Below are 18,759 nucleotides of genomic sequence, written 5' to 3'. Positions count from 1 at the left end.
CCGCTTGCTCACGCGCGCGGTACTGCCTCAATCAAAGAGCCGGGCGGACAAGATCATTGCGATCCTGCCCGCCCGGCTTGGTTTTAACACAGTTCAAACGAACATGCGGGAAAGTTTAGAACCGCAACCGCAAGCCCATCGAGATCACCCGGCGTCCGCCGCTGTTCTCTTGGAAGTTGAAGAAGTTGAGGTTGTTCACGTTGATGCTGTTCGGAATGCCAAAGATCGGGTGATTGAGCGCGTTGATCATCTCCAAACGATATTGGAAATTGACGCGCTCGGTGATGGTGAACGTCTTGAAGACGCTGAAATCCACCGTCTCGATGCGGTCGCCCCGGAAAGTGTTGCGCCCGACATTGCCAAAGGGCGTGCCGAACTTTTGCGCTGCGCCGGGGCCATTGATGATGAAGCGCACATCATTCGGCGTGACCGGCGTGAAGATACGATTGCCCGCTGAATCACGTTTATTCAAATCGGACATCAGATAATAGCCCGACGAACTCGTGCGCAGAATCGGCTGGCCGCCCTGCGTGCCGCATAGGCTGTAGAAGATGCAAGCGTCCACATCCGTGATCGCCACGGAATTGAGCGCCGCCTTCGGATTGCCATTGAACGGACGCATCTGCGCCACGCCGATGAAGCCGTTCATGAAGGTCGTGTCTTCATAAGGGTTATTCGCCGAAGTCGGATGAATCGGCGTGAACCACACGCCATTCTGCACGCGCGCAGTTCCGTTCATCTGCCAACCGCCCACGGCCAGGTTCACCCATTTCTTGCTGCTCGCCAGGAAGCGGCGGCCCTTGCCGAAGGGCAGTTCCCAAATCAGATTCGCCGTGAACGAATGCCGCACGTCGAAGCCCGAATTGCCGCGTTCGTCGCTGGTCAGATTCAGCGGGTTTTGCGCCACCGGGTTGGAGTTGCCCGTGTTGAACTGGAAGACTTCGCTGACATTGTCAATCGCATGTGAATAGGTATAGCTCATGCCATAGATGATGTCGCTCTTGAACCGGCCATCGAAGCGGGTTTGCAAGCCATGATAGGTGGATTGCGCGCCGTTGATGCGTTCACGCGCCGCTGCCGCTTGGTAGACGCGGCCCAGGCAAGCGCCTTCGTTGTAGGGCGTTTCCGGTTTGTCAAAACAAGTCGCCGCAGTCAACGGTTTGATGCTTGACGGGATCGCATTCGGGAAGCCAGCCAATGCCAGCGTCTTGTTGCTCGCTGACACCGGATCGTAGTAGGTGCGCGAGAAGCCATTGACGATATTGCCGATGAACGGATTCTGGTTGATCGTCTGGAACTGGCCTACGCTGTGGTTACCGACGTAACGCACTTCGACCACGTTCCGGCCAATCTCGCGCTGGACGCCGAATGACCATTGCTCAACATACGGCGCGCGCATATTGGGGTTGATGGTCGTGCGATTGAGGAAGCGCGGATCGAATTTATTGAACGCAATCTGGCCGCTCGCCACCGCCGCCGCACGCACTTTATCGCCCGTCGGACTGGCTGTCGGCACTGCCGCGAAGGTTCCCGCCACTGTCGTCAGGAAAACCGTCGGCGCGGCAGTCGAGATATTGAGCATCAGGTTGTAGAAGGTCGCGTCATAAGCCATGCCAAAGCCGCCGCGCACGGTGGTTTTGTCACTGCCCAGTAGTTTGCCCAAAATGCCTTCGGTGAATTTTGGCGAATAGACGAGGCCCAGGCGTGGCGCCCAGTTGTTGCCATCCACCGGAATTTTCGGATTGGTGCGCGCCTCGAGCGGCAGGCTCTGCAACCAGAAGGCGTTGGCAGTGTTGCTTTCGCGTTCGACCGTCACCTTGTTCAGCAGGTTGATCGGCTGTCCGGTGTTTTCGTAACGCACCCCCAGGTTGAAGGTGATGTTCGGACGGAACCGCCAGTCATCCTGGAAGTAATAGAACTGATCCACTTCGTCGTACTTCAACGTCGAGGGGCCGAGCGCCACGGTCAGCGTGGTCGGCGTGTTGGCGGCAAACTGCGTCAAGTTGTCGAACTGGAAGTTGCCGTTGACATTCGGCAGGAAAGGCGCGGTGTTCTTGAGCTTGCGAATATCCGCGCCCAGTTTCATCTGATGATTGCCGCGCGTCATCGCCAGATTGTCGCTGAACTGATAGGACTCGACGTTGCGGCCTTGCGGCAAATTGGTCGCCGGGCCGACACCGAGAACAGCCGCGCCATTCGCCGCCGTAAAGGTCGTCGTCAAACGCGCGAACGCCTGATCAATCTTTTCGACTTCGGGAATCTGCCCCTTGCCGCCGGTGGTGCCGCCACCGAAGAGCACGAACAATTTCGAGTAATTGAAGCGAAATTCGTTATTCAACCGCGCTGTGATCGTCCAGTTCCAGCCGCCACCGATTTGTTTTGAGAGCGCCGGGTTGTCATACGTCCAACCGTCCACGCCAATGCCAGCGTTGACGTTCGGCGATTTCTGCCAGAAATAACGGCCCCAGAAACGGTGCTTGTCCGTCAAGTTTGCATCGCTGCGCACCGTGTATTCATCTTGCCGGTTGTTAAACGGCACCAAGCGGCGCACCGCCGCCATCGGCACGACAGTCGTGCCGACTGTGATTGATGATTGCGCCACGTCAGGACGAGGCGTCGGATTGCCCAACGGCAGGCTGAAGGCCGAATAATCGGCATAGTATTGGATCGCCGCATTATTCGGGTAAGCAGCTTTCAGCGCGGCAATGCCAGCGGTCGTCGGCGCCAGCGAAGTCGTGGTCAAATCTAACAGTTGCGGATTGCGCCGGAAATAGCCGGTTGTGTAGAAGAAGACCTTGTTCTTCAACACTGGCCCGCCAACCGCATAGGTAAAGATGTTGTTCAAATTCGCTGCCGGCTCTTTGTCGCCGCGGCGCTTCTCGATGTTGGTCAGCGAATTGAAATTGGAGTTGTCTTGATGATCCCAACCGGCTGAACCGTGATAGGCATTGGTACCAGAACGGCTGACATAATTCACCACCGCGCCCGTGTTGCGCCCGTATTCCGCCGAGAAGTTATTAGTGACGATTTGAATCTCGCCGACCACATCCGGATTGCGCACGAAATAGTTCGGTCCGCCAATCGAAAGGTCGTTGTTATCAACGCCGTCAATCGTGAAGTTGTTGGAACGCGCGCGCTGACCATTGGCCGAAAGCGTCAGGCCATTGCCATTGACGTTGCCAAAGCCGACCGTGACGCCCGGCGATAGCAAAGCAATACGATCCAACCCCGCGCCTGGCACGTTGATGGGCAAATCAGCGACCTTCTTTTGCTGGAAGGTGGTCGAAATCTGCACCGTGTCTTTTTCAACCAGCGCGGCTTCAGCGCCGCCTTGGACGTTGACTACTTCGCTGATCGCGCCCGCTTGCAACGCGACGTCAATCACGGTGTCCTTGCCCAGCGAGACTTCGATGTCTGTGACTTCGGACTTCTTAAAACCTTGCGCTTCGACCGTAATGCTAAATTTGCCGGGCAAAATGCGCGGCACGCTATAAAGCCCTTCGCTGTTGGACGTGGTTTTGAGTTCAAGACCAGTAGCGGGATTTTTGGCCGTGATCGTGGCATTGGGAATCGCCGCACCGTTTGGATCGGTGACTGAACCACGAATGCCGCCAGTGGCCGATTGCGCAAAAGATAGGGGAGCGGCCAGCAGCAGTATTGCCATAGTGAGCAACACCAGCCGCACGCGTGATGGTAATTTCTGGTAATGCATCGGAGACCTCCAAAGTGTGATGAAGCCTTGGGCACGCAGACCCAAAGCATGTTGAGCGGATATTCCGCAGATATTCCTGGCAAAGCTGTCTGATTTGTTGATGTGGACTGTTCGCTTTTGTATTTATCTTGATTGCCAAAGCGAAGAACTGAATTTTGCAGACGGATGCTACAACAAGGCGAAGGGCGCTTCAAGAAAATTGGACTATTATTTGCAGATAGGCCGATGTTAAAGCCGATCCATTTTCAGAGCGCTGCCGGATGACGAGGAACTCAGAGCGCTATTTCGGCGCGCGATAGCCGGGCCGCGCCCGCACCACCACGTTCTTGCGGCGCACCTTGACCTGCAATTTGCGGTAGCGCCCATCGCGCGCCTGATTGGCGGGGTAATAACCGAGCGAATACTGTTTGCGCAATTCATCGGCAATCTTGGCAAAGACATCCGTCAACCGGTTGAGGTCTTCCGCAAAGTACAGATTGCCGCCAGAGACTGAGGCCAGTTCATTCAAATACAACGCCGCCGTGCGATACATCCCGTCCAAGGCTGTCGAAAGCGCATCGTCACGATTACGTCGGGGGTCTGGCGGGCCGGGATAGCGCGCGTCAGGAAGCTGTTCATCGGGGTAACGATTGCCGCTCCGGTCGTTTGGGTTACGGCTATCTGGGTAACGCCCGCCACCGGGAGCGCGCTCATCTGGATAACGTCCCCGCCCGCGGTCGTCGGGATAGCGACCGCCGCCGGGGTAGCGGCCTGGTATGGGAATACTGATCGGCGGCAGCGGCAGCCCATAAGGGTCTTTGCCGCCCGGACGGCTGGTCGGAACGGGGCTTTGCGAATCATCGCCCGGCGTCGTGGGCGGCGTAGTCCCGATGGGCGGGCGTTTGCCATTTGGAAGCGTGCCGCCCGGCATCCCGCCCGGTGTGCCGTTTTGCGGCTGGCCGCGCAGCATGGCTTCGACATCGCGGCGCGTATCGTAACGGATGGGGTACACGATAACGCCCGCTTCTTCCAGTTGCGCGATGTTGTCTTCGTAGCGCGTCGTGTCGCTGTAACTGTCAACGCCGTCGGTGAAAATGACGATGGCCTTGCGGCCCCCCGCTGGCCCAGATGAACGGAGATTGAGCAGCGTATTGAGCGCATATTTCATGGCGTCGTAAAGGATGGTGCCCTTGCCCGGTCGCGTGCGGTCAATGGCGGCGCGCAACAGGGCGCGGTCGTTGGTGAATTCGCTCAAGTCATGGATGGCTTCGTCGAACGCCATCACCTTGATGCGATCCTGTGGCTGCAACTGCGTGGTGAAATCCTTGGCGGCCTTTTGAATCAGCCCGAGCTTTTCTTGTGTGCTGGCGCTGGTGTCGAGCATCAGCACTACATTGAAAGGTTCCTTGTCGGTGGCGAAGAAGGCGATCTCCTGTTTGACGCCGTCTTCATAAATCGTGAACTCCTCTTTGGCCAGATCGGGCACATAAATGTCGTTGTGGTCGCTGACAATCACGGGGACAGTGACGAGTTCGGTTTCGATCTTGATCGCCTCAGCATTGGCTGGCACGTCCGGCAGATTTTCGTTTGGTTGGCCGTCGTTTTTTTTCGGCTCAGTCTTGGGCTTTTGACCGGCCTGCTGTGTGGTTGCTGACTGTGTAGTTGAGGGTTGGCTGGGTAGTGTTGTTTGCGGTGGCTCATTCGCGGGCTCATTCGGTTTGGTTTTTGGATAGCGCTGGCGATGCGCCGATTGCGCGGCGCTATTCACGCCGTTGCCCAAGAGCAGCGTCAGGGCAAAGCCAAGCATGAGAAAAATTCGAATCGTGCTGAAGCGCATAAACACCTCTTTTTGTCATAAGCCGTTGACGTTGTGCGGTTGCCGAAACAGTGCGGATGCTACTCCCGCATGAACGGTGGCGCAAACGGCCGCTGGCCGGGGATTGCGGATGAACTGGAAATCCGTCCGTTAAGCTGGCATCTTGTCACGCGCAACTTAACCGCTTTTTCTTCGAGGAAACGAGTCATGAAAAAGAAAGCCGAACCAGTCACTTTCGAGACCGTGCGCCAGTTGATGAACGCGCTGCCCGGCGTCGAGGAAGGCACGTCGTATGGCACGCCGGCCTTTCGCGTGCGCAACAAGCTGTTGGCGCGGCTGCACGACGACGGCGAAACGCTCGTGCTCAAATGCGCCGACCGCGAGCTGGTGATCGAGGCCGACCCGCAAGCCTTTTTCGTCACCAAGCATTATCTGAACTATCCTTGGGTACTGGTGCGGCTGGACAAGGTGCGCCACGCGAGATTGCGGGAATTGTTCGAACAAGCCTGGCACGCCGCAGCTTCCGCCAAACAGATCAACCAACTCGAGAGTGGTAACTACGCGCCGCCCGCGCTGGAACCACGCGAAGCGCCCAAACCCAAAGCAGATGGCACAGTGTATCTGGCCCTGGCGCGCCGCCTTTGCCTGACGCTGCCCGAAGTGGAAGAGCAAGAAGCCTGGGGTTCGCCCACCTTCCGAGTCAAAGGCAAGATGTTTGCGATGTATCTAAACAATCATCACGGCGATGGACACATTGCACTCTGGCTAAAAGCACCGCCGGGCGTGCAGGCCATGCTGGTCGAAGCCGCGCCGGAGAAGTTTTTTATCCCGCAATATCAAGGGCCGTTCGGCTGGATCGGCGTCCATCTGGATCGCAATCGCGAAGACGAAATCGCCTCCCACATCCGTCAAGCCTATCGCATGGTCGCACCGAAAAAGTTGCAGGCCTTGCTGGCGTGAGGCCGCAACGATTAAAGAACTTCGTTGGTGGTGTGCTCAGTGGCAGCAAAAACACTAAGGCTTTTGCCAAGCCGCCAACAACAGCACTTGAGCGACTTGACTGAATGCTGAACCCTGACTCCTGCTAGCTTGAAAATGTCGCTGATTTTCAAGCTAGCAGGAGTCAGGGTTCAGGGTTCAGCATTCAGGGTAGTGTCTTTGCAGGTGTTTTGAAGACTTTGCAAAGCCTTGGCACGAACGTTTCCCACACGCATTCCTGGTAGGCAGCCGGCGCGCGCTTATGCTACTTTCTCGCCACTATGAATTACGCTGAAATTGTCGAAGCCGAAGGCCACTTGGTGGATTCGCAGATTCTCGCCCGGGTGATGGATCGAGTGATCGAGTGCGGCGCGGTTTATGAAGTGATAGAGTTCCGGCTGGGCCGCACCAACGACGAATTCTCGCAGTTGAAACTGCGGGTCAGTGCGCCGAACAAAGAGACGCTCGATAAAACGCTCCTTGAGTTAGTCGAGTTGGGCTGTTATCAAGCCAAAACCGAAGATGCCATCCTCAAACCCGCGCCCTTCGATAAAGTCGTGCCGGACGATTTCTATTCCACCACCAATCATCGCACCTTTGTGCGCTCCGGCGGCGCCTGGATCGAAGTCAGTCAACAGCGCATGGACGCGGTCATCATCCTCAAGGATGGTGCAAATGGGAAAACCGCTGAATGCCGCAAGCTGCGCGAAGTTAAAGCGGGCGAACAGATTTTGTGCGGCAAGCATGGAATCCGCATCCAGCCCGAATTCAAGGAACGCGACCGGCTGGGCTTCGCATTCATGGCGAATGAAATTTCTTCGGAGCGCCGTGCTGAAACTGCCGTCCGCAAAATCGCCGAGATCATGCGCCAGATCAAAGCCGAAGGCGGCCGGATCATCTTTGTCGCCGGCCCCGTTGTGATTCATACAGGAGGCTCGCAAGCCTTTTGCGAGATTATCCGCAAAGGCTATGTGGACGCGCTGCTCGCCGGCAATGCCATCGCCGTGCACGACATCGAACACACTCTCTTCGGCACCTCACTCGGCGTTGACCTTGAGCACGGCAACCCTATCGAAGAAGGCCACAAAAATCACATGCGCGCCATCAACACGATCAACCGCTACGGTTCAATCAAAGGCGCGGTCGAGGCGGGCGCGCTGCGGTCGGGCGTGATGTACGAACTGGTCAAACACGAGGTGCCTTTCGTGCTGGCCGGTTCGATCCGCGATGACGGCCCGCTGCCGGATACCGAAATGGATTTGCTCAAGGCGCAGGAAGCTTACGCCGCACAAATCACTGAGGCGAAGCTGGTGATTTGCCTGTCCACGATGTTGCATTCGATTGGCGTGGGCAACATGACGCCTTCGTGGGTGCGCATGGTCTGCGTGGATATTAACCCGGCGGTGGTCACCAAACTTTCAGATCGCGGTTCGGCCCAAACCGTGGGCGTAGTGACAGATGTCGGAACGTTTCTAAACTTGCTGGCGCAACGGCTTTGGACGTAATAAGTAGCGCTTTTGCTTTATCCTGTCTTTTAAGGTAAATTGTGTTTCCAATTGAGATAGACAATTTCCTGAGAACCTATGATTGAAACCACCAAAACAGCAAATCCTTTAGAAACGATCTCCATGCAAAATTCTCTCGGTATTATCAAGAAGCCGCAATTGGGCGGCGATGTCGAAACCCATTGCGGCCGTTGTAAAGATACCCGCGAGCATGTCATCGCCGCGATTAGCCCGACGGGCGCCATTGAGCGGGTGCAATGCCGCACCTGCCAAAGCAACCACATTTATCGCGAAAAGAAGGCTACGACGCGCACTGCTTCGACGCGCACGCGCTCCGCTTCAGGCGGCTCGAAAAAGACGCTGGCGGAATTGGAGCAAGCGGCTGGCCCGGCCCGCCCCTATTCAATGCAATCCCGATTCAAGGTCGGTGATCGCATTGAACATCCCAAATTCGGCACCGGCTTAGTGATAGAAGAACGCTCCGGCAAGATTGACGTTAAGTTTGGCCGCGAACTGAAAACATTGGTCAACGGGGCCTGATGGGCATGACCAGCTAAGCAACGCTGCGGCTATTCACAGAAACAATTGAGGGATTGTCAGAAACAGACTTGGGCATTTGCCTTTGGCTGAATCACGGTGCCCGAATCAGGCTTGTAAGCAAAGCGCCGCGCGGGCAAGGCTCGAATTCGAGCCTTGCCCGCGCGGCGCTTTGTCGGCTTTTGAGCTGTGCGGCATTTACAGGGCTAAATCGTCCAGGCCTTTTCCAATGCTTCAGCGGTTTGCTCGTAATGCTGCGCCTCGTGCGCGCCCACCTGCCCCTGCGCGTGCAACAGCGACCAAGTCAATTCCTCTTTGTCTGGCTCATCCAGCAGCGCTTCGGCCAAACGGAACAGGAGGGCGTCTTCCTGTTGGATGTGGTGCAGTAGGTGTTGGCTGAACTGCCGCGCGGCCAGCGCAAAACGCGCTGAAGCGTGCGGATCACCGGCTTGATATTCATCCAAGGCTAATTCCAACTCGCTCAACAACTCGCGTTCAGTGGTATGCTCCTGGCGCAAAAAGCCGAGGGCTCCGTGTTCATCCTCAATGCCACTTTGTTCCAACAGCGGAAAGAGATGCTGCTCTTCTTTAGCGTGATGAAGACGGTCGGCGTAATGGCGCAGAAAATCCAGCGTCTGCCTCAGTGCAGGCACCGGCACAGGCGTTGCATTTTCGAGCCGCCAGCAAATTCCATCCAACGCGCGCAGCACTTTTTCGATGACGCGATGTTCGTGGCGAAGTTGGTGTGTCGGTCTTGACATAAATTTCTCTCAGCTTTTTTGGGCACGCTCCAACATCCGGCTTACAAGATAGAAAGGAGGGCCGCCAACCAATTCGCCAATATCATATCCTCAAACGTTTTTTGCGGGAAATCGCCCACTACGAACGACCTGCGCCATGCCCTTGCGAGGAAGTACGCGGCGACAGGCTCTTGCAAACAGTTGCTTCATGCACGGCATTTCGCGTGCCTGCTGCGAGCGAATAATTCAGCAATTGTCCCGGCCAAGCTGATTGAATCGTTAGGCGGCGAGGGGCTGAAGGCGTTCGATCAATTGTTCGGTTTGACGGCGCATTTCGCGTGGCAGCCGTTTCAAAACGGTATTCTTGCCGGAAAGCATGACTTCGATGGCGCATTGCAGCGGGCCAAGCTGCGGGTTGCCGTCTTCCAAACCAAGCATCAGTTTCAGCGCAAATTCCATCTGTCCAAGCACGACAGCGCCTTGCAGGAAATCGAATTCCAGCCGTTGCCATTCGAGCGCTTGCCCTTGCCGCCCGGCACGCACGCCGGCCTGCCAGTGGCGTTCGGCCAAGGGCAAATCCTGCTGTTTGACGGCGGCTAGAAATTCGCGCAGATAGAGGCGGCCCAAATGATGCCAGGCTGCTAGAATGTTCGGACTCAATTCCAGAGCACGCTGATAACTGGAAAGCGCCTCTCCGATACTGCCGGCGTCGTCCAGTACGATGCCGTAATTCAGCCAGTAGCGGCCTGTTTCCGGCGCCAGTTCGACGGCACGGGCGGCGCTGGCGACAGCTCTTTCACGTTCCCCCGCTGCGCATAAATCCAAGGCGCGTTCGGCCCACACCGAGGCCTCAAACGGGTGGCCGGATAAATAACGGTCATAACACGCGACGGCTTCGGCGGGCCGCCCCAGCGCCGTCAAAGCGCGCGCGCGGGCGAGTGGGATTTCCAAGTCATGCGGCGCAAGTTGCAGGGCGGTCGCCAGCACTTCTAATGCCTCTGCGTGCCTTCCCAATGCGTTGAGCGCTTGTCCTTCATTGCGCCAGGCGTCGGGAAGATCCGTCTTGATTTCGCGCGCCGTCGAGAAGGCCATCACCGCCTGTTCGTGGCGGTCCAACGCCGTCAGCACCAGTCCGAGCGTATTCCAGCAAGCATCATCCGTTTCGTTCAGCAGCAAGGCCTGCCGCCCGCTCTCGAGCGCCTCTTCGCAACGATGCAGTTGGTATAAGACAGTCGTTTGCAAGCTCCAGGCGACGCTGAGCTCCGCGTCGAGTTCGCAGGCTTCGGTCAAGCTCTTCTGCGCTTCTTCGTAACGGCCCAAGTCATGCAACGTGCGTCCGTTGAGCAGCCAGACCGCGCTCAAGGTCGGATAGAGGGAGAGCGTCCGCTGCAATTCGGCTAAGGCTTCGTCAGCCCGCCCCGCCTGTTGCGCCAGGCTCACATATTGCGCCGTCGCCTGCGCAGCCTCCGCTGGCGTGCGCGCGCGCCGCAACCACCAACGCACCAAATGCCGCACTCGTTCCTGTTGCAACACCGCCACCAGGAGGCGCGTTTTAGCTTCGGCCCAGGGTTGGCGCAATAACTGTTGCTTGATCTTCATTCCTACAACTCTCCCAAAAACTGAACTGGCTAGATTCTACTTGCGGGACGAATGAACCGGGTGTGCTGTGGGGAGCGGCCAAGCCTGCCAATTTCCCGGCTATGAAAAGGTGGGAAAAACTGCACGGGCATTACAGCAATTGAATTTTTCCGGCAACAGAAAGAGCCATTGCATGCACTTGGCACGCAACGGCTCTCGACAATGCCCTCAGAAAAATCCCTGTTACTTCCTGGCCGCTTTCAAGTATGCCGCCGGGTTGGCTTTCACAGTCTCCAAACAACCAGCGCAACACACATAGAAAGTTTGGCCGTTGACTTCACCCTTGAGGCTCTTGTCAACCGGCTCGCCCGTTACCGGACAAGTCTCAATGCCGTCGCCTTTGCCCAGAAATGCCGTAGCGGTCTTTTCGGCAGCCAGCGGTTTCAGATACGCGGCAGGATTTTGCTTGACCGTGTCCAGACAGCCTTCGCAGCACACATAGAAGGTGCGGCCCAGCGCCTCGCCCTTGAGATTCTTGTTGACCGGCTCGCCTGTCACGGGACAAGTCTCGACGCCATCACCCTTGCCCATGAATTTCACCTCTACGGCAGCGTGTCCGGCGTGTTCGGCGTGCTCATTCTGCTCGGCGGGCGCCGCATGCCCGTGGCCTTTGGCTTTCGGCATATTTTTGACGGCGGCCAGTTGCGCCGCTTCGGTCTGTTTGAGGTAAGCCGCCGGAGTCTTCTGCGCTTTAGCCAGACAACCGGCGCAGCAGAAGTACACCGTCCGGCCATAGAAATCGGCGTGCATATCTTTGTTGGCCAATTCTTCCCCCGTCACCGGGCAGGTTGTGATGCCATCGCCTTTGCCCCTGAATTTGACGGCCCTGGGCGCTGGTTTCGCAGCAACTTTGGCCGCCGGCTTGGCAACAGGTTTGGCGTTCTGGGCGAAAGAAAGGCTGGCCAAAGCACCAACCAACACAAATGCGAACGAAAGCTTGATTGCGTTTTTCATACTGAACTGCTCCTCAAAAGTTGTGATGAGACGCGTGCGGCGGCTCGCAGCTTTAATTGCGGGACCTGCGCGAAGTTGGAGTTTAGCCTATCCGAACAGTTTGCCAAAGTAATACGGCATCGCTTTGCGCCACCAGGGCCAATCGTGGTTCACATCCTGCCCCCACACATCCAGCCAATGCGGAATGCCTTTGCTGTCTAAAATGCTCGAAAGCTGGCGCGAACGCTCCGGCGCTTCAAATGCGCCCTGTCCCGTGAAGATAATGATCTGCCGCCCGCCCTGCCGCAGAATCGGCAAGTGATACTCGTCATTCAACTCGCGCAGGTAATCTACGGGGTTGTGGAAGTAGACACTCTGGTTGTAATAGCCATCCAGATAACTGCGAATGTCATAGCTGCCGGCCATGGCGATGACGCCGCCGAACAGATCAGGATGACGAAAGAAGGTATTGGCCGCCAGATAAGCGCCCAGGCTAATGCCCGCCACCAGCGGTTTAACAGCGCCGCCGCAATCCTGGCGGATCAGCGGCAAGACTTCTTCGGTCAAATAGCTGTCATAACGATTCAACCATTCAATCTTTTCCGGCGGCGTCGCCTGGTCATTGAGCAACGCCAGCCGGTTGACGCTATTGACCGAATACAGCTTGGCCATCCCGTTTTCGATCCAATGTTTGACCGAGTCAATCAGATAAAAGCGTTCGTATTCCAAATAATCCGCCGCCGCCGTGGGCAGCATCAGTACGGGCGGGCCGAAATGCCCATAAGCCACAAGCGGCATCTCCTGTTGCAAGCGCTCGCTGTACCAACTGGTAATGTCTCGACGCATCGGTGAAAGCTCCTGTATTTATGCGGGTAAAATGGCAGCGCTGAAAATGTCTGGCTGCCTTTGAATGCGGCGCGATTGTAGAGGCTGGCTCAGCACGAGCGCAAGCTGGTCAACCCCAACCCGCCGGGATTGTGCAAACTGACATTTGCGCCATTCCTGCGGCCTGTCATAATGCAGCGACGCTCAACAACATTTACCAATTCGCTTTGAGGAGAGACTGCCCTATGAAATTTCATGTCCTCTTGCTTTGCTCCTTGTTGTGTTTGCCCGTTACGCAAGCGCGCGGGCAATCGCGCGCGCCCAGTCCATCCGTGCGCGCCAGCATGCTGGTCACGACGGAATGGCTGGCCAAAGAACTCCACAACCCCAAGGTCGTCGTATTGCACGCGGCGGCAGACCGCAAACATTACGACGAGGGGCATCTGCCCGGCGCGCGCTTTCTTGCAACCAAAGAGATTCTGACCACGCGCAACGGCATCGCCAACGAATTGCCAGCCATCGCCGATTTGCAAAAAGTCTTTGAAAGACTCGGCCTCGGCGATGAAACGCGCATCATCATTTATGGCGACAACGCCGGCCTGACCGCGGCGCGCGTCTATTTCACGCTTGATTATCTGGGCCACGGCGCACGCGCGGCCTTGCTCGACGGCGGGTTGGAAAAATGGAAAGCGGAAAAGCGCGAAGTCTCAACGCAAGCAGTCACACCCGCCAGCGCCGCCTTCACGCCGCGTTTACGACCCGGCGTCAAAGTCGAAGCTGCCGCCGTGCGCGATCTTTCCTGGACAGCCGCCAATCAAAGCGCGCCGAATGTCGCCCTGATTGATGCGCGACCCGCCAAACAATACGAAGGCGAAGACGCTGGCGGCCTCGCACGCCCCGGTCACATTCCCGGCGCGGCCAGTCTGTATTGGATGCAGCATCTGGTCAGCCCCGAAAACCCGGTGCTCAAGCCCGTCGCTGAATTGCGCCAGCTTTACGAGAGCGCGGGCGTCAAACCGGGCCAAACGGTTGTCACTTACTGCCGCACCGGCATGCAGGCCTCGCATTCGTACTTCGTCGCCAAGTATCTCGGCTATGACGTGCTGCTGTATGACGGCTCGATGAGCGAATGGGTCGGCGTGGAAGGAACCGAAGTCGTCAAAGGAAAAGAAAAAAAGTAACCGGGTAGCACAAACCATTTCACGTTCGCCACGCCGTGCGCGCGAGCAGAAGGCCCGCGCGCACGGCAATACTTTGCGTTTGACGTTAGAGCGGGTTGCAATTGAATGTACGGAATAACGTGTAGCGCTGGGACGGTACCGCGCGTGAGCAAGCGGCGCGTCAAGCTTATGCCGTTGGCCGAACCGCCTAGACACCGCTTGCTCACGCGCGCGGTACCGCCCCGCTCCGCGAATTTTCTCGTACATCGAAGTGCAAACCACTCTAAGTCGCCAAATCAGTTCAACCAGCGTTTCAGCCAAGCATGCACTTCGCCATACCAGAAGCGGCTGTTCTCGCCTTTGAGCACCCAATGATTCTCTTCGGGAAAGACCAGCAACTTGCTGGGGACGCGCATGCGTTGCAGCACGCTCCAGTTTTCCAGCGTGTTGTTCATGGGCACGCGGAAGTCCTGTTCGCCCACGCTGAGCAGGATCGGCGTTTTGAATTGCGCGGCATAGCGGATCGGATTTTGTTTGCGCCAGATTTCGCCTTGCTCCCAAACCGGGCCGCCGTTATTGCGTTCGCGGTCGTAGATGGTGTCGCTGGTTGCCCATTGCGTTTCCAGGTTGACCAACCCCGCGTGCGAGATCAGGCATTTGTAGCGCGTTGTCGTCGCCTGCAACCAGTTGGCCAAGTGGCCACCGTAACTCGCACCACCCGCCGCCTGGCGTGAGGCATCAATAAACTTGAAACGCTTGATCGCTTCGTCGGCAGCCTCATTGATCTCGTCGCCGGGCGTTTTGAGCGGGTCACCCATAATCGCCTGCGCGAACTTTTCGCCAAAGCCGGTCGAGCCGGTGTAATTGGTCAACAACACGACGTAACCTGGCGCAGCCAACAGGTGATAGTTCCAGCGCAGCACAAACTGATCACGCCACATCGAATGCGGCCCGCCGTGGATGACGACAAAGAGCGGATACTTTTTGTTTTCGTCAAAGTTGGGTGGTAGAGCGATGAAGCTGCGAATCTTGCGCCCTTGCTTACTCGTGAACTCAAAAGTTTCCAATGATTGCCAGTCAAGTTGAGTAACTCGTTCGGCATTAAAGCTCGTAAGCGGTTTGGCGTAAACTGACCCCTCTAACCTAACAATTTCGAGTGGGTGGGTTGCGTTTTCCCAGTTAGCAAAGACCTTTCCACCTCCAGTCGCAAGGTTGGTGTAACAGCCATTTCGTTGTGCGCTAGCCAGCACTTTATAGCCAACACTAAGGCGCCCTGTTACAGGAACCTCAAACACCAATTCAAAGCCACCCATTTCAGATGAGAAGTATATCGTCCTGCCATCTTGGCTAATTGCAAAACTGCCCATAGAGTCAACTAGCGTCTTTCTAGAATCCAAGTTAGGCCAAGCCAAGCCGACAAGACGTGAGGTGTTATAAGTGAATTGAGTGCTTGGCTCGAACCCCACAAACAGTGTCTTTCCCTCTGGACTGAACTTCGGATTGCTGTAACTATCTTTACCCATCGTCAGTGCCTTCGGTTCACCGCCAGTTACAGCGACTTGGTGCAAATTCGTATTCGTCTCGCTGTATGCCGCAGCATTCCGATTCGTCATCGCCACAAACACAATGCCCGCGCTGTCCGGCGTCCACACCGCCTGCAAATCATCACCGCCAGATGTGAACGCGCCCGAAAAGCCCGCTTCATTCGCCAGCTTCGTGCCAGCCAGCAAATCCTTCGCCTTGCTGCCGGGTTCGAGCGACTGCACAAAGACATGCGTTTGCTTTTCGTCAACCCAACGATCCCAATTGCGAATCGGGAAGCTTTCATAAACGCGGGCGTTGTATTTGCGCGCCTTGCGGTCGGCGGCGATTTTCTGGTTGGCGGCATCGTCGAGCGCGCCCGGATAGACGCTGCTTTGAAAGAGTAGCCACTTGCCATCGGGTGAAAATTGCGGACTGCGCGCGCCAGTCGAGAGCGAAGTCACACGCTGCGCTTCGCCGCCATTGACGACATCCAGGATGTAAAGCTGCGCCACCTCATCGCCTTCGCGTCGTGCGGCAAAGACGATGCGCGTGCTGTCGGGCGACCACGTAGCGCCGCTTTCGCCGCCTTTGGTGTTCGTGAGGCGACGCGGTTTTGCCGAAGCATCGGCGGGCACAATCCACAAATCCGAGACTTGATCTTTCTCGTCATAGGCCGGTTCAACCACCGAAAACACGACCCATTTACCATCGGGCGAAGGCACGGGCGCGCCGACACGCTTCATCAGCCAGACGTCTTCGTGCGTAATGGGGCGTTTGGTTTGCGCCTGGGCAAAGGTGGAAACCAACAGCAGCAAGCAGGCAAGCCGGGAGAATTTGGAGAACATGGTCGCTCCTTGTAGCACTGGAAAAACACTTCCACGAAGACGTTAAGTTGTTCGACAAGCTGCCGGCTTGTCGCGGCTTGGGTATCAAACCGAAACGGGTCAGCCACGATGTTGGCTTACAGCGTCTTCGTTGTTCCCACAGGGTGTGGGCCAAAAGTTCGACAAGCTGGCAGCTTGTCGAACATACAAGACACACGAAGGAGCACGAAGAAAACCAACTCTTCTTCGTGCTCCTTCGTGTGTCTTCGTGGGAAATCAGTTTTGCTATTCGAATCGCAGCGCGTCAATCGGATCAAGTGACGCCGCTTTGCGCGCCGGATAATAGCCAAAGAAGATACCAACTGCTGCCGAAAAGACGACTGAGCCAATGATCGAAGTCACTGAGACAAGCGTCGGCCAACCCAGCATTTTTGGAATCAGCAGCGAAAACAGCACGCCGATTCCGATGCCTAACAATCCGCCCAGGACACTGAGCACGATGGATTCGATCAGGAATTGCGTGCGCACGGCGGACGAACGCGCGCCGATCGCCATGCGAATGCCGATCTCCCGCGTGCGTTCGGTCACGCTGACGAGCATGATGTTCATGATGCCGATGCCGCCGACCAGCAGCGAAACGCTGGCGATGCTGGCAAGCAGGATGGTCATGATGCGGTTGGTTTCATCTGCCGTCTCGGCCACGTCGGTCATATTGCGCACCATGAAATCATTATCCTGACTGGCGGCGAGTTTATGCCGTTGGCGCAACAGGTCAGTGATCTGCTCTTGCGCGGTGTAGGTGGCGGCGGGCGTGATGGCTGAAATATAGGCCATCTGAATGTTGGTAATCGAAAGCAGCTTTTTCTGCACCGTTGTGTAGGGGCAAAAAAGCGTATCGTCCTGGTCGCGGCCACCAGCGTCAGTCCCGCGCCGCGCCATTACGCCAATGACGCGGAAAGGCAGTTCGCGCACGCGGATCATTTGGCCTACCGGATCAATACCAGGGAAAAGGTTGTCCACCACAGTTTGGCCCAAGACAACCACGCGCGCGGCGGTGCGAATATCAGCCTCCGTGATAAATTCGCCGCTTTGAAGCTGCCATTTGCGAATCTTGGGGTAATCTTCCCCCACGCCTTGCACACGGCTGTTCCAGTTCTGATTGCCGAAGACAAGCTGCGCGCTGGCACCGACCGAAGGCGACGTCATCGCCACAGTCGGCACCTCGCGCTTGATAGCGTCGAGGTCATCAGCAGTGAAGGTATTGGTACTGGTGGAACCGGTGCCGCTGCGCACACCACCCATATTCATCGAACCGGAAAAGATCGTGAGCATGTTGGTGCCCATGCTCGAAATCTGTTCCTGGATCGAAGACTGCGCGCCCTGCCCCACGCTGACCATCGCAATCACCGAAGCCACACCGATAATGATGCCGAGCATGGTCAGCATCGAGCGCATCTTATTACGCGCCAGCGCGCGAAAGGCGACACGTAACGTCATCAGAAAGTTCATAGCTCAAACCCTTTGGAAAATCTCAATCGTCATCATCGTCTTCAATAATCTCGGGCAACAGCTTCAATTCTTCAGCCGCATCGCGCTGGTCAGCCACAGCGTAATCGCGGCTGACCTTGCCATCTTTGAAAATGATCACACGCTTGGCATATTCGGCGATGTCGTGTTCGTGCGTGACCAGCACCAGCGTGATGCCCTGTTCACGATTCAACTGCTGAAAAATGCCCATGACTTCGACCGAGGTGCGCGAATCGAGCGCCCCTGTCGGTTCGTCAGCCAGAATAATCGTCGGGCGGTTCACCAGTGACCGCGCAATCGCCACACGCTGTTGCTGTCCCCCAGAAAGCTGGTTCGGATGATTTTGTTCACGTCCGGCCAAACCGACGGCCTTGAGCGCCGCTTGCGCGCGGCTGTGCCGCTCAGCCGTGGAAAGACCCGCGTAAAGCATCGGCAATTCGACGTTCTCCAGCGCTGAAGTCCGCGAGAGCAGATTGAAGCCTTGAAACACGAAGCCGATTTTGCCATTGCGAATGTCGGCGCGGTCGTCTTTCGACATGCGCGAAACATCCTGCCCATCGAGAATGTATTTGCCCTTGGTCGGCTGATCCAAGCAACCGATGATGTTCATCATCGTGGATTTGCCCGAACCCGAAGCGCCCATGATGGCGACGAATTCGCCGTGGCCCACGGTTAAAGAAACCCCGCGTAAAGCATGCACTTCGACATCGCCCATTTTATAGACCTTGTGAATGTGATCCAGTTCGATGACAGGCCGCACCGAACCCGAGGGAGCCGTTTGATCGGCAGTTGCTGTAAGAGTCGCGTTGTTCACTTGTTAGTAGTTAGTAGTCTGTAAATAAAGTTTGTTAGCCTGTTTCGGCAGCTAGATCGGTTTTCAATTGCGTTTACGGGAGTGCGTTGTGCCGGGACGGTACCGCGCGCGTGAGCAAGCGAAGCCTGTGCGATTCGGCCAAGGGCGTAAGCTTGACGTGCCGCTTGCTCACGCGCGCGGTACCGTCGCGCTGCGCGGCTTTTCCCATATACTGATGTGAAAACCGATCTAATTTTTCTGTCACACA

General features: G+C 56.7%; 13 protein-coding genes and 1 pseudogene. 5 read left to right on the top strand and 9 right to left on the bottom strand.

The window, feature by feature from the left end; translation table 11 throughout:
- Nucleotides 1-115: 115 nt before the first annotated feature.
- A complete protein-coding gene (locus HY011_26230; GenBank protein ID MBI3426443.1) occupies nt 116-3,712 on the bottom strand; it encodes a TonB-dependent receptor in 3,597 nt (1,198 codons plus the stop codon).
- 280 nt (nt 3,713-3,992) lie between these two features.
- Nucleotides 3,993-5,528, bottom strand: coding sequence for a VWA domain-containing protein (locus tag HY011_26225; GenBank protein ID MBI3426442.1), 1,536 nt, complete (start codon nt 5,526-5,528; stop codon nt 3,993-3,995).
- Between the two features lie 186 nt (nt 5,529-5,714).
- Between HY011_26225 and HY011_26220 the strand changes: the two are divergent.
- From HY011_26220 to HY011_26205, 4 genes and pseudogenes are all read left to right on the top strand, one after another.
- Nucleotides 5,715-6,044 (top strand): annotated as a pseudogene (locus HY011_26220) (MmcQ/YjbR family DNA-binding protein).
- A 78-nt stretch (nt 6,045-6,122) separates the two neighbouring features.
- Nucleotides 6,123-6,467, top strand: coding sequence for an MmcQ/YjbR family DNA-binding protein (locus HY011_26215; protein ID MBI3426441.1), 345 nt, complete (start codon nt 6,123-6,125; stop codon nt 6,465-6,467).
- A 299-nt stretch (nt 6,468-6,766) separates the two neighbouring features.
- Nucleotides 6,767-7,990 carry a TIGR00300 family protein gene (locus HY011_26210; GenBank protein ID MBI3426440.1) on the top strand — a complete coding sequence of 408 codons (1,224 nt, stop codon included), beginning with the start codon at nt 6,767-6,769 and terminating at the stop codon, nt 7,988-7,990.
- Nucleotides 7,991-8,068: 78 nt separating this feature from the next.
- A complete protein-coding gene (locus HY011_26205; GenBank protein ID MBI3426439.1) occupies nt 8,069-8,530 on the top strand; it encodes a hypothetical protein in 462 nt (153 codons plus the stop codon).
- Nucleotides 8,531-8,733: 203 nt separating this feature from the next.
- Here HY011_26205 and HY011_26200 read toward each other — a convergent pair whose 3' ends face one another.
- The 4 genes from HY011_26200 to HY011_26185 form a co-directional block, all read right to left on the bottom strand.
- Nucleotides 8,734-9,288, bottom strand: a complete 555-nt coding sequence (locus HY011_26200; protein ID MBI3426438.1) for a hemerythrin domain-containing protein — start codon at nt 9,286-9,288, stop codon at nt 8,734-8,736.
- A gap of 258 nt (nt 9,289-9,546) precedes the next feature.
- On the bottom strand, nt 9,547-10,866 hold the full coding sequence (locus HY011_26195) for a tetratricopeptide repeat protein (GenBank protein MBI3426437.1): 1,320 nt from the start codon (nt 10,864-10,866) through the stop codon (nt 9,547-9,549).
- A gap of 222 nt (nt 10,867-11,088) precedes the next feature.
- Complete coding sequence (locus tag HY011_26190; GenBank protein ID MBI3426436.1) at nt 11,089-11,859, bottom strand: hypothetical protein; 771 nt, start codon at nt 11,857-11,859, stop codon at nt 11,089-11,091.
- Between the two features lie 87 nt (nt 11,860-11,946).
- Entirely contained in the window at nt 11,947-12,636 is a 690-nt protein-coding gene (locus tag HY011_26185; protein ID MBI3426435.1) for an esterase family protein, read from the bottom strand.
- Nucleotides 12,637-12,908: 272 nt separating this feature from the next.
- Here HY011_26185 and HY011_26180 point away from each other — a divergent pair, with 272 nt between their 5' ends.
- Nucleotides 12,909-13,844, top strand: a complete 936-nt coding sequence (locus HY011_26180) for a sulfurtransferase (GenBank protein MBI3426434.1) — start codon at nt 12,909-12,911, stop codon at nt 13,842-13,844.
- Between the two features lie 275 nt (nt 13,845-14,119).
- Here HY011_26180 and HY011_26175 read toward each other — a convergent pair whose 3' ends face one another.
- The 3 genes from HY011_26175 to HY011_26165 form a co-directional block, all read right to left on the bottom strand.
- A complete protein-coding gene (locus tag HY011_26175; GenBank protein MBI3426433.1) occupies nt 14,120-16,192 on the bottom strand; it encodes a S9 family peptidase in 2,073 nt (690 codons plus the stop codon).
- 264 nt (nt 16,193-16,456) lie between these two features.
- On the bottom strand, nt 16,457-17,680 hold the full coding sequence (locus HY011_26170) for an ABC transporter permease (protein MBI3426432.1): 1,224 nt from the start codon (nt 17,678-17,680) through the stop codon (nt 16,457-16,459).
- Nucleotides 17,681-17,702: 22 nt separating this feature from the next.
- Complete coding sequence (locus tag HY011_26165) at nt 17,703-18,413, bottom strand: ABC transporter ATP-binding protein (protein ID MBI3426431.1); 711 nt, start codon at nt 18,411-18,413, stop codon at nt 17,703-17,705.
- Nucleotides 18,414-18,759: the final 346 nt, after the last annotated feature.

Source organism: Acidobacteriota bacterium (assembly GCA_016196035.1).
GTDB lineage: Bacteria > Acidobacteriota > Blastocatellia > RBC074 > RBC074 > JACPYM01.
This window is presented reverse-complemented; position numbering and strand designations above follow the sequence as displayed.